This window comes from Actinomadura nitritigenes, from assembly GCF_017573545.1.
In the GTDB taxonomy this organism is placed as follows: domain Bacteria; phylum Actinomycetota; class Actinomycetes; order Streptosporangiales; family Streptosporangiaceae; genus Spirillospora; species Spirillospora nitritigenes.
Genome location: NZ_JAGEOK010000012.1, coordinates 43,942 through 57,040 on the forward strand (window position 1 = coordinate 43,942; position 13,099 = coordinate 57,040).

At 75.2% G+C, this 13,099-nt stretch carries 14 protein-coding genes; 5 read left to right on the forward strand and 9 right to left on the reverse strand.

Going from position 1 to position 13,099, the window contains the following annotated elements:
* Nucleotides 1–4: 4 nt before the first annotated feature.
* Both J4557_RS19610 and J4557_RS19615 read right to left on the reverse strand, forming a co-directional pair.
* Nucleotides 5–601 (reverse strand): hypothetical protein, encoded by a 597-nt coding sequence (locus tag J4557_RS19610; protein WP_208268178.1) that lies wholly within the window; start codon nt 599–601, stop codon nt 5–7.
* 58 nt (nt 602–659) lie between these two features.
* Nucleotides 660–1,223, reverse strand: coding sequence for a TetR/AcrR family transcriptional regulator (locus J4557_RS19615; RefSeq protein WP_243776060.1), 564 nt, complete (start codon nt 1,221–1,223; stop codon nt 660–662).
* 87 nt (nt 1,224–1,310) lie between these two features.
* On the opposite strand from J4557_RS19615, the gene J4557_RS19620 reads away from it, so the two are divergent.
* Nucleotides 1,311–2,282: an NADP-dependent oxidoreductase gene (locus J4557_RS19620; protein WP_208268180.1), complete on the forward strand. Its 972-nt coding sequence runs from the start codon at nt 1,311–1,313 to the stop codon at nt 2,280–2,282.
* A 21-nt stretch (nt 2,283–2,303) separates the two neighbouring features.
* Nucleotides 2,304–2,627 carry a cupin domain-containing protein gene (locus J4557_RS19625; protein ID WP_208268181.1) on the forward strand — a complete coding sequence of 108 codons (324 nt, stop codon included), beginning with the start codon at nt 2,304–2,306 and terminating at the stop codon, nt 2,625–2,627.
* 16 nt (nt 2,628–2,643) lie between these two features.
* On the opposite strand, the gene J4557_RS19630 is transcribed toward J4557_RS19625, so the two are convergent.
* From J4557_RS19630 to J4557_RS19645, 4 genes are all read right to left on the reverse strand, one after another.
* Nucleotides 2,644–6,405, reverse strand: coding sequence for a hypothetical protein (locus J4557_RS19630; RefSeq protein WP_208268182.1), 3,762 nt, complete (start codon nt 6,403–6,405; stop codon nt 2,644–2,646).
* 135 nt (nt 6,406–6,540) lie between these two features.
* Complete coding sequence (locus J4557_RS19635; RefSeq protein WP_208268183.1) at nt 6,541–6,744, reverse strand: PspC domain-containing protein; 204 nt, start codon at nt 6,742–6,744, stop codon at nt 6,541–6,543.
* A 161-nt stretch (nt 6,745–6,905) separates the two neighbouring features.
* Nucleotides 6,906–7,586: an HAD family hydrolase gene (locus J4557_RS19640; RefSeq protein ID WP_307800078.1), complete on the reverse strand. Its 681-nt coding sequence runs from the start codon at nt 7,584–7,586 to the stop codon at nt 6,906–6,908.
* Nucleotides 7,583–8,233, reverse strand: a complete 651-nt coding sequence (locus J4557_RS19645; RefSeq protein WP_208268184.1) for an MBL fold metallo-hydrolase — start codon at nt 8,231–8,233, stop codon at nt 7,583–7,585. The genes J4557_RS19640 and J4557_RS19645 overlap by 4 nt, the downstream gene beginning before the upstream one ends.
* A gap of 174 nt (nt 8,234–8,407) precedes the next feature.
* Between J4557_RS19645 and J4557_RS19650 the strand changes: the two genes are divergently transcribed.
* The 3 genes from J4557_RS19650 to J4557_RS19660 are packed head-to-tail and all read left to right on the forward strand — an operon-like array spanning nt 8,408 to nt 10,825.
* The gene (locus tag J4557_RS19650; RefSeq protein ID WP_208268185.1) at nt 8,408–9,472 is read left to right on the forward strand and encodes a phosphotransferase family protein; all 1,065 of its coding nucleotides are present in this window, start codon (nt 8,408–8,410) and stop codon (nt 9,470–9,472) included.
* Nucleotides 9,469–10,578: an Rv3169 family protein gene (locus J4557_RS19655; protein WP_208268186.1), complete on the forward strand. Its 1,110-nt coding sequence runs from the start codon at nt 9,469–9,471 to the stop codon at nt 10,576–10,578. Before J4557_RS19650 ends, J4557_RS19655 begins: the two co-directional genes overlap by 4 nt.
* Nucleotides 10,579–10,621: 43 nt before the next feature.
* Nucleotides 10,622–10,825, forward strand: a complete 204-nt coding sequence (locus J4557_RS19660) for a hypothetical protein (RefSeq protein WP_208268187.1) — start codon at nt 10,622–10,624, stop codon at nt 10,823–10,825.
* An 83-nt stretch (nt 10,826–10,908) separates the two neighbouring features.
* On the opposite strand, the gene J4557_RS19665 is transcribed toward J4557_RS19660, so the two are convergent.
* The 3 genes from J4557_RS19665 to J4557_RS19675 all read right to left on the reverse strand — a co-directional run bounded on the left by J4557_RS19665 (nt 10,909) and on the right by J4557_RS19675 (nt 13,082).
* Nucleotides 10,909–11,220, reverse strand: a complete 312-nt coding sequence (locus tag J4557_RS19665) for a Fe-S cluster assembly protein HesB (RefSeq protein ID WP_194737570.1) — start codon at nt 11,218–11,220, stop codon at nt 10,909–10,911.
* A gap of 123 nt (nt 11,221–11,343) precedes the next feature.
* Nucleotides 11,344–12,303, reverse strand: coding sequence for an LLM class F420-dependent oxidoreductase (locus tag J4557_RS19670; protein WP_208268188.1), 960 nt, complete (start codon nt 12,301–12,303; stop codon nt 11,344–11,346).
* An 11-nt stretch (nt 12,304–12,314) separates the two neighbouring features.
* The gene (locus J4557_RS19675) at nt 12,315–13,082 is read right to left on the reverse strand and encodes an SDR family oxidoreductase (RefSeq protein ID WP_208268189.1); all 768 of its coding nucleotides are present in this window, start codon (nt 13,080–13,082) and stop codon (nt 12,315–12,317) included.
* Nucleotides 13,083–13,099: the final 17 nt, after the last annotated feature.

A 13,099-nucleotide genomic window follows, 5' to 3' on the forward strand; every position in this document is an offset into this window, starting at 1 on the left:
GGCTTCAGAGGGAGCGAGGGGCGGGCCGCAGGCCCTGGCCGGCGAGCCAGTGGCGGGCCCGCCCCCTGCGCTCCTCCTCCGTCCCTCCCGCCGGCGCGCCGGGCGGGATCGGGAGGTGACGGCCATCGTCGCTTCCAGGCTCGCCGCCTCCCGTCCCGTCACCGCAGGGCTCGTCGCGGCAGGGCTCGTCGCGGCGGGGCTCGTCGCGGCAGGGCTCGTCGGGCGCGAGGACGTCGCCGCGCTCCAGGTCGAGCAGCCAGAGGCCCTCCGCCGGGCCGGCCTCCAGCGCCTCCGCGACCGCGCCGAGGTCGACGGGGAGAGCCTCCAGGCCGGACGGCCTCCCGTCGAGGGCGGCGGCGAGTTCGGCCGCCAGCTCGGCGTCACCGGGCAGGCCGCGGGCGCGCAGCTCCGCCCGGCACTCGCGGGCCGCCGCCTCCGCCCCGCCGAGGGCCCCGGCGACCGCCGCGGCCAGCACGTCCCCCGCGTACTGCAGCACCGGGCCGAGCGGGCGCCCGGCCAGCGCCGCCAGCCCCGCGCGGGCGTCGCCGCGCGCCACGGCCGCCCGGAGCCCCGCCAGCGCGTCCTCGTCCCACCCCGTCACAGGGACCTTTGTACAGACAACCCGTGACCGAATACGGCGAGTGGCGGGAAATCCCACTTCAGCGCCGTGCGGCGAGCCCGTCCATCACCAGCTGCAGCAGGTGCCCGCGGCGCTCGGCGAGGGACGGCGCCGTGTCGGCGATCGACGCGACCGCGCCGAGCAGCGCGAAGAGGTCGGTCCCGTCCACGTCCGGGCGGACGTCTCCGGACTCCTGCGCCCGCGCGAGCAGGTCGGCGCCCGCCGCCCGCATCCGCGCGCACGACGCGTGCAGCGACGTGGTGTCGTCCTCCAGCGTCGCGACCAGCGACGCGGCGAGCCCCCGGTAGACGGTGACCCCCGAGGCGAACTCCCCCAGCCACGCGGTGAGCGCCTCGCCGGGCGGGTTCGCGTCCCGCAGCGCCTCGGCGCGGTCGGCGAGCCGGTCGAACCGGCCGCCGAGCAGCGCCTCCAGCAGCTCCTCGCGCGTCGCGAAGTGCCGGTAGAGGGTGCCCATCCCGACCCCGGCGCGGCGCGCGATGTCGCGCAGCGACGCCTGGGTCCCCTGCTCCGCCACGACCGCGGTCGCCACGTCCAGGATGCGCTCCCGATTCCGCTGGGCGTCGGCCCGCAGCGCACGCGTCATGTCCCGCATCCTAGGGCGTTGACAATCGGAGCACTGCTCCGGTTACTATTCCGGAGCACTGCTCCACTTAACTCCTGGAGGTATCCCGTGAAAGCGATCCGCGCGCACGGCCCCGGCGACCCCGGCGTCCTCGTCCTGGAGGACGTCCCCGTCCCCGAGCCCGGCCCCGGCGACGTCCTGATCCGCGTCCGCGCCGCCTGCCTCAACCCGCCCGACTGGTACGCCCGCCGCGACTTCGAGATGTTCCCCGACCACCTCTTCCCCGCCGGGGGCCGCCCGCGCGTCCGCTTCCCCTGGACGCCGGGCTCCGACGCCTCCGGGGTCGTCGCCGCCGTCGGGCCCGGCGTCACCGGGTTCGCCGTCGGGGACGCCGTCTTCGGCCTGATCCGCTTTCCCAGCCTGGACGACGGCGGCCGCGCCTACGCCGAGTACACGACCGCGCCCGCCGCGCACCTCGCCCGCAAGCCCGACGCCGTCGACCACATGCAGGCCGCCGCCGTCCCCATGGCCGGGCTGACCGCCTACCAGTTCCTCTTCGACCACGTCCGGCTGCCCGCCGGATGGACCGTCCTCGTCAACGGCGCCGCCGGCGGCGTCGGCCACTTCGCCGTCCAGCTCGCCAAGACCCGCGGCGCCCGCGTCATCGCGGTCGCCTCGTCCCGCCACGAGGAGTTCCTCCGCGGCCTCGGCGCCGACGAGTACGTCGACTACACCGCGACCGCCGCCGAGGACGCCGTCCGCGACGCCGACCTCGTCGTCGACACCGTCGGCGGCCCCGGCGCCCACCGCTTCCTCAGGACCGTCAAGGACGGCGGGACGATCAGCCCCGTGTTCCACGGCGACTACGACCGCGAGGAGGCCGCCCGCCGTGGCATCGCGTTCCGCGGCGGGCAGGTCCACTCCGACGGCGCGCAGATGGCCGAGCTCGCCGCCCTCCTCGCCGACGGGTCCCTCCGCGCGGGCGTCGACTCCGTCTACGACCTGGCCGACGCCGCGAAGGCGCACGAGCGCGCCGAACGCGGCCACATCCAGGGCAAGATCGTCCTGTCGGTGCCCTGACCGGCCGGTTACGCTCGCCCGATGGAGATCATCACGGGCGCCGGCGCGTGGAGCCCGCCCGCCGCGGGCGACTGGACCGAGCACCTGCGCACGCCGGACCTGTCCGTCGGGACGTACTGCATCCCCGCCGGCGGCGTCGACGGCCAGAGCCCCCACACCGAGGACGAGATCTACGTGGTGACCGCGGGCCGCGCGAAGATCGTGACCCCGGACGCCACGGCGGACGTGGGGCCGGGCACGGTCGTCTTCGTCCCGGCGGGAGAGCCGCACCGGTTCACCGACGTCACCGAGGACCTGGCGCTCCTCGTGGTGTTCGGCCCCGCCTACGGCTCCCGCGCCCGCTGACCCGGCGGCGGGGGCCCTACCCGGCCGACTGCTCGCGGTAGACCTCCACGGCGTACCGCAGGCGCGCGCCGACGAGCAGCGCCTCGTCCTCCGGGCACGCCAGCAGGCGGCTCACCAGGTCGACGAGCTGGTCGTCGGTGAGGTCGGGCTCGTGCTCGGCGACGCGCGCGACGATCTCGATCAGCTCGGGCCGCCGGTACGTCGCGATCGACCGCCCGCGCCGCACCCGGGGCGACTCCCCCTGCGGCCTCCGGGCGGCCGCTCGCTCCGGTGAGGGCTCGGGGGCGCTCGGCTGGGGGCGTCCCGGGGCGGCGCCGGCTGGAGTGGGGCGCTCCGGCGCCGGGTCAGGGCGTCCTGCGGGCGCGCTCTCCTGCGGTGACCGGCCCGTGGCGTCCCTCCTGAGCGAACCGCCCGGGTCCGCCTCCGGGACGTCGGGGCGTCGCGCGGGCGCAGGCGGCGCGGCCTGTCCAGGCGGCGGGTGCCCGTCGGGACGGCGCTCCGGCGGCCAGCGCGGAGGGGCGCCCGGGCCCGGGTCCGTCACGCCCTCCTGGCGGGCGTCAGGACGCCGCGCAGGGGCGGGAGGCCCCGCCTGACCGGGCGGGTGCCCGCCGGCCGCGCGCTGCGGCGGTATCCGTTGCGGAGCGCCGGGCGGGCGCGGTGGCGCCGCCCCCTCGTCCCGGGCGTCGGGCCGGGGAGCGGGCGGGTCGTCCTGGGGGCGGGCGTGGCGGCCGCTGGGAGGGGGGCCGTCGGGGACGCGGTCGGCGTCGGCCTCGGAGCGGGCGTGCCGGGGACGGCCCTGCTCCGCCTCGGCAGGGGGCGCGAGGAGGCCGAACAGCGACGCGGTCGGGGTGACGGCGTCGTGGAGGGAGGCGGGCAGAGGCGTCGCGGGCGGCGGGCCCTCGGGGGCCGGGAGGCCGGGCCCCGCGGGGCCGACGAGGATGGTGCGGGGCGCGAACCAGAGGAGGAAGAGCGCCTCGGCCCCCGCGTCCTGCTCGCCGTCCACGATGACGGCGTCGAAGGCGTCCGGACTGGGCGGGAGGGTGTCGGGGATGCGCCACAGCGGGACGATCCACGCGGGGACGGTCTCGAGCGGCGAGGCGGGCGCCGGGGGCAGGGCCGCGCGGACGGCGGCCCAGGCGCGGGCGGAGGCGAGCGCGGCGCTGGAGGCGCGAAGGCGTTCCTCGGCGGCGTTCAGGGACGCGCGGAGGCGCTGCTCGGTCGGTGAGAGCGCGGTCTCGGCGAGGCGGCCGGAGGCGCGCGCCCACGCCCACGCCTCGTCCCAGTGGCGGGTGCGGGTGTGCCACGCCTCGTCGCCGTCGGTGGCGAGGAGGAAGTTGGCGAGGTCGGCGTGGACGGTGCGGACGCGGTCGAGGAGCTCCTCGCAGCGCAGCTGGAGGGCGCGCTCGTGGCGGGCCTCGGCGAGGGCGCGCAGGCAGCGGCCGTAGGCGTCGGCGTCGCGGGCGTCGATGGCGGCGCGGGCGGCGGTGAGCTCGGGGGGCGCGCCGGGCCCGGCGGGGCCGATGGAATCGCGGAGGGCGTCGAGGTCGGCCGCGGCGCGGTTGACGCCGAGCCCCTCCAGAGCGCTCTCCAGGGCGGCGACGTAGCCGTACCACTGCAGCGGATGGCTGAGCGGGACGGCGAGGCCGGCGCGGTCGAGGAGGCCCCGGGTCTCGTCGACGTACGGGACGGCCTGGTGGACGCGTTCGAGCCGGGCGTGGGCGCGCACGAACCGGGCGACCCGGTCGGCGGGCGGCAGGTCGGCGGGGAAGGAGATCCCGGCGGCCTCCCAGACGTACTGGAGCTCCTGGCAGGTCATCCGGATCATGAGGTCGGTGAAGACCAGCTCCAGGGCCTCGGCGGTCGCGGGCGGCTCGCCGTCGACGGTGATGCCGGCGAGGAGCGCGTCGGCCTGCTTCTGCGCGGCGGACCGCAGCGGCCCGCGTTTGAGGCTGCCGCCCTCGGCGAGGTGGTTGCGCAGGTCCTGGGCGGCGGACGCGAGGCGGCGCAGGTGGAGCTCGCCGGGCGGGAGGCCGACGCGGTGGCCGCCCATGCGGTCGAGGGCGCGCTCGGCCCATCCGGCGCGGGCCGCCATCTCGGCGACCCGGGCCCACACGAGCGGGCGGCGGCGGGCGAGGGCGTCGGCGAACGCGCGGACGGCGAGGTCGGCGGGGTTCCAGCCGCCGGGGTGGCCGTCGAGGCCGAGGTCGCGGAGGGCGGCGCCGACGTTGGACGCGGCGCCGTCGAGGCGGGCGAGGAGGGTGACGTCGTGGGCGCGCAGCCGCCGCGACAGGTCGGTCTCGGACCGCTGGACGCGGGCGGCGGCGACCGCCTCCGCCTCGACGAGGGTGCGGACGTAGGGCGCGCTGGGAAGGGTGCCGGGGTCGACGTCGCGCTGGGCGGTGCGGGCCTTGCGCTCGGGGGTCTCGTCGGCGAGGAGCACGACGAGCTCGGCGGCCTCGGCGGCGGAGATCGGCGGCGTCGGCGGCAGGTCGGGGGCGACGGGCATCCACGACAGGCCGGGCGCCTCGGCGCGGAGCCGCTCGGCGAGCTCGCCGCGCGCGCCCCGGTAACCGGACCCGAGGTCGGCGACGGAGCCGCTGCGCAGGTGCTCGGTCAGTTCGGCGACGTCCTGCTCGGCCTGCGCCTGCCTCTCGGCGAGGTCGGTGATGTCGGGGACGGGTGCGGCGGCGCGGGCGCGAAGGGCGTCGGCGGCCTCCGCCGCGGTGGCGGGGTCGGCGACGGTGAGGCCGGCGAGGTCGGCCGGGAGGGCGGCGCGCAGCGCGGCGGACGCGGACGCGCCGGACGTGGCGACGAGGACCCGGTGGCCGCGCACCAGCAGCCCGGTGAGCAGGTCGGGCACGGTCTGCGGGGTGCGTTCGGGCACGTGCATGACCTGGGGGCGGCGGGCGGGGTCGACGAACCGGGCGAGCCCGTCGGGGACGCCGCCGGACAGCAGGCCGATCAGCCGGGTGCAGTAGTCGGCGGCGGCCTCCCGGCCGGGCGGCCGGACGACGAGGGCGGGCGCGAGGCGGAGCCGCGGGACGGGCGTGGGGCTGCCCTCGGCGGCCCAGTCCTCCCGGTAGTCGACGGTGCCGCTGATCGCGCTCCCGCACCACTTGCGCAGGACGTCGCCGACGGAGGCGGTGAGCCCGAACCCCTGCCCGGCCTGGACGGCGTCGGACACCCAGTCGGCGGGCCGGAACCCGGGCGCGCCCGCGAGCAGTTCGCGGTCGCGCAGCGTGGTGCGCCCGGCGAGCACGACGTCGATGCGCTCGGTGCGCTCGTCCAGCGCGATCCGGACGGGGGTGCCGAGCAGGTGGTCGTGAACGGGCGGCGCGCCGGGCGGGCGCCAGGCGAACAGGCCGGTGGCGAGGACGACGTCGTGGTCGGCGAGGTCGCGCAGGATGCGGTACCAGTGCCGCAGGCCGAGCCAGCCGTCGAACTCCTCCAGCACGGCGGGCGGGCTCAGCGGGATGACCGGGACGCTGAACAGCACGTCGCCGGGGCCGGCGTCGGTCTCGACGTAGACGTCGCCGGGCAGGTCGGCGAGCCAGTGGACCTGCTCGTGGTCGGCCAGGTCCCGGGACGGCCGCCGCCGGGACCGCGCGAGGTCGCGCAGGTGGCCGAGCAGGCGCGCGGCGCGCTCGGCGGCCTGTGCCGCGTCGAGCGGGGATCCGGCGTCCGCCGCGTCCCCGGCCGCCGCGTCCCGCCGGACGCCCGCCGCCTCCGGGGCGGCGTCGCCCGCCGCCCGTCCCGGACCCGGGCCCTGCTCCGGCACCGCGGCTCCTTCCCCGGGGCCGCGGAGCCGCCCGCTCGTGCGGTGCCGCCGCCCCTGTGATGCTGTGCACCGATCTAACACCCAAGGGCGGGCCCGGTCGAGCGATTCCGATGATCTTGATCAGTGTGCGCTGACTCAGTGGGCGCGCGCGACGTACCGGTCCTCGCTCGGCATCATGACCCACAGCACCAGGTAGACGACGAACTGCGGGCCCGGCAGCAGGCAGGACAGCAGGGCGAGCAGCCGGACGGTCCACGGCGCCATGCCGAACCGCTGTGCCAGCCCGGCGCAGACGCCGGCGATGACCCGGCCGTGACGCGGACGATAGAGGCCGTTCATGGTTTCTTCTCTCCCCGATCCGTCGATCCGTGAACGCGGGCCTCGCGGCCCGGGGGCCGCGTTCTCGCGGCCACACCATTCACGCTACGAACCGGGCATCCGACCCGGCATCCCCCTTTCGACCCCTTTGCCCGTCCCCCTCGAGGGGTACGGGACTTTCCCTAGGGGGCGTTATGCCGGGCGACGAGCGCGGGGAGGCCCTCCAGGTCGTCCAGGACGAACAGGCATTCGGCCAGCGTCTCGTCGTCCTGCTGGATGTGGCCCCACGGCCCGCGCCGGAGGAACGCCGCCCGCATCCCGAACGCCACGGCGGGCCGCATGTCGTTGTCGATGCGGTCCCCCACGTACAGGACGCGGTCCGGGAGCACGTCGGCGATCTGCGCGCAGCGCTCGAAGAACTCCGTCGCCGGCTTCTGGACGCCCCACACGTCGGAGATGCCGATGACGTCGGCGTCCAGCCCGAGCGCCTCCATCTGCTCGGCCGCCTGCACCGGCTGGTTCCCGGCGATCCCGACGTAGAGCCCCTGGCCGCGCAGCGACGCGAGGCAGGCCCGCGCGTCCGGGTACAGGTCGCCGGGGCCGAACCCGTTGGGCACGCCCGCGGCCGCGCGCCGCTTCTGCTCGGCCTCCAGGTCGAACCCGGGCCGGAAGTACTCGAACAGGTCCTGGTGGCTCCCGCCGGCGGCGAGGATCGCGCCCAGCTTGGTGAGGAACGTGTGCCGGGGGACGCCCAGCCAGTCGGCCCAGCGGCCGTAGATCTCACCCTCGTTGATCAGCGTCTCGCCGATGTCGAAGAAGACCGCCTGGATGGACCGGGGGGACGGGGGGTTCGGGCGGGTCACGGGCGGGCCAGGTCCACGGTGGTGCCGGGGGCGAGGCGGCGGAACTCCCGGCCGAGCTCCTCGCCGGCGCTGGTGAGAACGCGTTCCATCACCGACAGCCCGACCTCGTTGAGCAGGCCGTCGTGGATGGCGAAGGCGCGCTCCGGGCGGACGGCGCGGGTGTACTCGTACAGGTCGACGGCCCGCATCCAGGGCGCGTTGCCCGGCAGGCACAGGGTCGGGACGGGCTCGCCGGGGACGGTGAGCGCGTCGCCGGGGTGGAAGACCTCGCCGTCCACCAGGAAGCCGACGTTCGGGATCGGCGGCAGGTCCGGGTGCATGATCTCGTGGTCCTCGCCGTAGACGCGGACGTCGAAGCCGGCGACGGTGACGGTGTCCTCGTGGCCGACCTGGTGGACGCGCCCGCCGAGGTCGGCGAGGTTCTCGGCGACGGTGCGGGAGGTCCAGACCTCGAGCGCGGGGTCGGCGGCCATGGCCCTGCGCAGGCCGTCGGCGTCGAAGTGGTCGAAGTGCTCGTGCGTGACGAGGACGGCCCGCGCCCCGGCGTAGGGGTCGGCGTCGCCGGTGAGGCCGCCGGGGTCGATGACGAGGGTGCGGTCGTCCTCGGTGAGCCGGACGCACGCGTGGCCGAGCTTGGTGAGACGCATTCCGCCAGTTTTCCACGCCGGTCCGGTGAACGGACCGGCACCTCCCAGGGGGCGCGCCCGGCCGGTTCCGCGGTGAACGGACCATTGACCGGCCCTTTCCCCGCTGGTACAACACGGTGAACGCCACTAGAACGCGTTCTAGTTCGGGCGTGCACCGGACCGAGGAGGCGGCGAATGCCCGTTCCCGACCAACGCGATCCCGAGATCACCAGGACCGCCCTGGCGGACTGGCTCGGCGAGCGGCTGCCCGGGGCCGCGATCCCGCACCTGGAGACCCCGCAGACGAGCGGCTTCTCCAGCGAGACCCTGATGTTCGACGCCGAGTGGACCGAGGACGGCGCCACCAGGCGCGAGCCCTACGTGGCGCGGGTCGCGCCCGCGAACTACCAGATCTTCCCCGAGCCGCGGTTCGAGGAGCAGTACCGGCTGATGCGGATCCTGGACGAGCGCACCGGCATCCCGGTGCCGCCGATCCGCTGGTACGAGCCGTCCGACGGCGTGCTGGGCGCCCCGTTCTTCGTGATGGGCCGGATCGACGGCCTGGTCCCGACCGACATGCCGCCGTACCACATGGACGGCTGGGTCACCGAGGTCGCGCCGGAGGAGCGGGCCGCGATGTGGTGGTCCACGCTGGAGATCCTCGCGCGCCTGCACCGGCTGGACGTCGGCGAGCTCGGCCTCGGCTTCCTCGACATGCCCGCGTGGGGCGCGCCGGGCCTGGAGCAGCGGCTCAATTACTACGAGCACTACCTGCACTGGGCGTACAAGGGCCCGCAGGAGACGGCGCTGAAGGCCCTGGATTGGCTGAAGGCGAACCGGCCGGAGGAGCCGGACCCGCCGGTCGCGCTGTGGGGCGACGCCCGCATCGGCAACGTGATCTTCCAGTCGGGCGTGCCCGCGGCCGTCCTGGACTGGGAGACGGCGATGCTCGGCGCGCCCGAGGAGGACCTCGCCTGGTTCATGTTCCTGGACCGGCACCACTCCGAGGGCGTCGGCGCCGCCCGGCTGGAGGGCTTCCCGTCCTACGCCGACACGATCGCGCGCTACGAGGAGCTGCTCGGGCGGCCGGTGCGGAACATGCCGTACTACGAGATCCTCTCCGGCTTCAAGTTCTCGGTGATCATGGCGCGGATCGGGCAGGCCATGGTCGACTTCGGCTGGATCGGCGAGGACTCCGACTTCCCCTACAACAACAACTGCACGCAGCTGCTCGCCCGCATCCTCGGAGACGACACGTGACCCTCTCGCCGCTCGACGACTACCCGGTCCACCAGGCGCCCGAGGTGATGCGGCACGTCACGACGTCGGACCGCAACTTCTACGACCGCTACTACTTCAACGTCCACCCCTGCTCGGACGAGATGATGATGCTCATCGGCGTCGGGCAGTACCCGAACCTCGGGGTGACGGACGCGTTCGCGGTGATCCGGCGGGGGCCGCTGCACAAGGTCGTCCGTGCGTCGCGGGAGCTCGGGAACGACCGGATGGACACGACGGTCGGGCCGTTCCGCGTCGAGGTGATCGAGGGGCTGAAGCGGCTGCGGGTCGTCCTCGACGAGACCGGGCACGGCCTGTCGTTCGACCTGACCTGGGACGGGGCGATCCCGGCGACGCTGGAGCCGCCGCACTACCTGCGCTGGCAGGAGCGGGTGGTGTTCGACTCGCGGCGCCTCGCCCAGACGGGCCGCTGGACGGGCTCGATCACCGTCGAGGGCGAGACCGTCGACGTCACGCCGGACCACTGGTGGGGCTCGCGCGACCGCTCCTGGGGCATCCGCCCGGTCGGCGAACCGGAACCGCCCGGCATCCAGATGAAGAACGCCGGGACGTTCTACTGGCTGTACGCGCCGATGCAGTTCGAGGACCACTCGATCCTCTGCATCCTCCAGGAGGACGAGAAGGGCCGACGGCTGCTGGAGGAGGCGACGCGCGTCTGGCCGGACGGCCGCGAGCCCGAGTACCTGGGCCGTCCCGAGTACCGGCCGGAGTACGCGGAGGGGACGCGGGACGTGCTGGCGGCGACGCTGCGGTTCGCTCCCCCGGCCGGCGAGCCGTTCGAGATCCGCGCGACGCCGATCCTGCCCGTCCACCTCATGGTCGGGACCGGGTACGGGCTGGAGCCCGACTGGAAGCACGGCATGTACCAGGGCCCCGACCTGAAGGTGCAGGGCGTCACCTACGACACCCGCGAACCGGACGACGCGGCCCGCATGTGGGGCATGGTCGACGCCGTGGGGCGCTACGAGTACCTGGACGGCGCGGCCCCGGGGGACGCCGCCACGGGCCACGGGCTGTTCGAGTACTGGGCGCTCGGCCCGCACCCGTCGTTCCCCGCGAACGGCTGAGCACGGGCCGCTCCGCGGCGCGGGTTCTGCCAGACTGGCGACCGTGACGACGCCGCCATCGCAGGACCCGGAGGACGAGAGGCGCCGGGCGCGGCGGAGGGAGCTGGACGGGCAGGTGCGCGACCGCTACGGAACCTGGCGCGACCAGCCGCGCGGGCTGGCCTGCGCGGTGATCGCCGCCTTCCTCCTGCTGACGACCGCGGCGTTCGTCTTCGCCGTGATCGCCGTGGTGGCGGCCGTCCGCTGACGGGACGAAACCGGGGCGCCGATCGCGCGGATCGGCACCCCGGCCCCTCGTCTCGGGCCCGCCCCGGAGGGCGGGCGGTCACGTCACATGGCCGTTCCCTCGGCGATGGTGAACGCCACGTCGCCCTGCGGGTCGACCTGGGCGTCCAGGGTCTTGTCGTCCAGCAGCTGGGCGACGCTCGGCTCCAGGTAGACCTTGGCGCCCTCTTCCTCGACGACCTGGTCTCCGGCCTCCGGGGCGGGTGCCACCGAGAGCCGCAGCGCGTCCGAGCCATCGACTCCGGACTCGATGCGGATGCCGGTCTCCGGCGGAAGCTCCGGGCTGGCGGTCACGGTATTGATGACCTGGACGGCACCGCTGGTCAGCGTGAGCACGATCAGCTCCTCACGTCTCATGGGTTCGTTTCGGATGGGGGTCTGCCCCACCCTCCCCGCTGCGAGGTGCGGTAAACCATCACGGCGGGCGAACGTCCGGCCCCGAAGAGCGACGAATCCCCCGGCCGGCGCGCCGGATCCGCCTCAGCCGGCGTTGGGGGCGAGGGCCCGCACGGCCTCCGCCGGCGACAGCCCGCCGCCCGGGACGATCGCCAGGACGGGGGTGGTGAGCCCGTTGTCGACGTACTCGCGGATCCGCGCCCGGCACGCCTCCGGCGATCCGTGCACGATCAGGTCGTCGACGACCTCGTCCGGGATGGCCTCCAGGGCCTTCTTGCGGTCCCCGGCGGCCCACGCCTCGTTCATCGGGCGCAGCGCCTCGCCGCGGCCGAGCCACTCGTGGAACGCCCGGTAGACGGGCACGTTCATGTAGGCGGCGATCATCCAGCGGCCGATCCCGCGGGCCTCCTCGGCATCGGCGGTCGGGCAGACGAACAGCCGCGCGACCAGCTCCGGCTCGTCGCCGAGGGCGCCGCGGACCGTCCGGACGTCCTTGGGGGCGAGCCAGTTGGTGATGGCGCCGTCGGCCTCGCGGGCGGCGAGCCGCAGCATGCCGGGGCGCAGCGCGGCCAGCACGATCGGGGGCGGCGTCGCGGGGGCGTTCTCCAGCTTGAAGCCCTTGACCGAGAAGGTCTCGTAGTCCTCCTTGACCTTCTCGCCGGCGAGCGCCTTGCGCAGGAAGCGGAGGGTGTCTCGGGTGCGCTTGTACGGCTCGGTGAACGGGATGCCGTTCCAGCGCTCGACGATCGTGTCGGACGAGGTGCCGATGCCGAGGACGAACCGTCCGGGCGCGAGGTCGGCGAGGGTGGCGGCGTGCGAGGCCAGCAGCGCGGGGCCGCGGGTGTAGACCGGCACGATCGCGGGGCCGAGGCGCAGCGCCGGGTCCCACTGGGACGCGAGGGCGAGCGGGGTGAAGGCGTCGGTGCCGTTGGTCTCGGCGGACCAGGCGTCGGTGTAGCCCAGCTCGGACAGGCCCGCGACGATCTCGCGGTGCTCGGCGAGCGGGACGCCGGTCAGCGGAATGGTCAGTCCCCAGCGAGACATGTGCGCCCTCCTCAGGCGATCGATGGCCGGACGGTGGAACCGCCGTCGACGACCAGGGTCTGCCCGGTCATCCAGGACGAGGCGTCGCCGGCGAGGAACACCGCGGCGTTGGCGATGTCCTCGGGCTCGCCGATGCGGCCGAGCGGCATGTGCTTGCCGATCTGCTCCTCGTTGTTCTCCCACAGGGCGCGGGCGAGGTGGGTCTTGACCAGGCCGGGGGCGATGCAGTTGACGCGGACCTTCGGCGCGAGCTCGATCGCGAACTGCCGGCTGAGGTGGATCACCGCGGCCTTGGTGGCGTTGTAGTAGCCGATGCCGTGCTCGGTGACCATGCCGCCGACGGAGGCGATGTTGATGATCGCGCCGCCGCGCTCCCGGAGGGACGCGCGCCAGGCCAGCTGGGTCCACTGGACGATCGCGAACTGGTTGATCTCGACGGTCTTGGCGGCGGCGGCGGGCTCGATGTCGGCCATCGGGCCGAAGTAGGGGTTGGTGCCGGCGTTGTTGACGAGGACGTCGACGGCGCCGAACTCGGCGACGGCGGCGTCCACGCAGGCGGCGGCCTCGTCGGCGTGGCCGACGTGGGCGGCCTTCGGGAGCACGCCGACGCCGGGGCTGGCCGCGCGGATCTCCTCGGCGACCGCGTCCAGCGACTCCTGCTTACGGGAGGAGATGACGACGTTGGCGCCCTCGGCGGCGAGGGCGACGGCGATCGCCTTCCCGATGCCCCGGGAGGCCCCGGTGATCAGAGCGGTCTTGCCCTGAAGTCCAGTCCGCATCCGCAACTTCCCTTCTC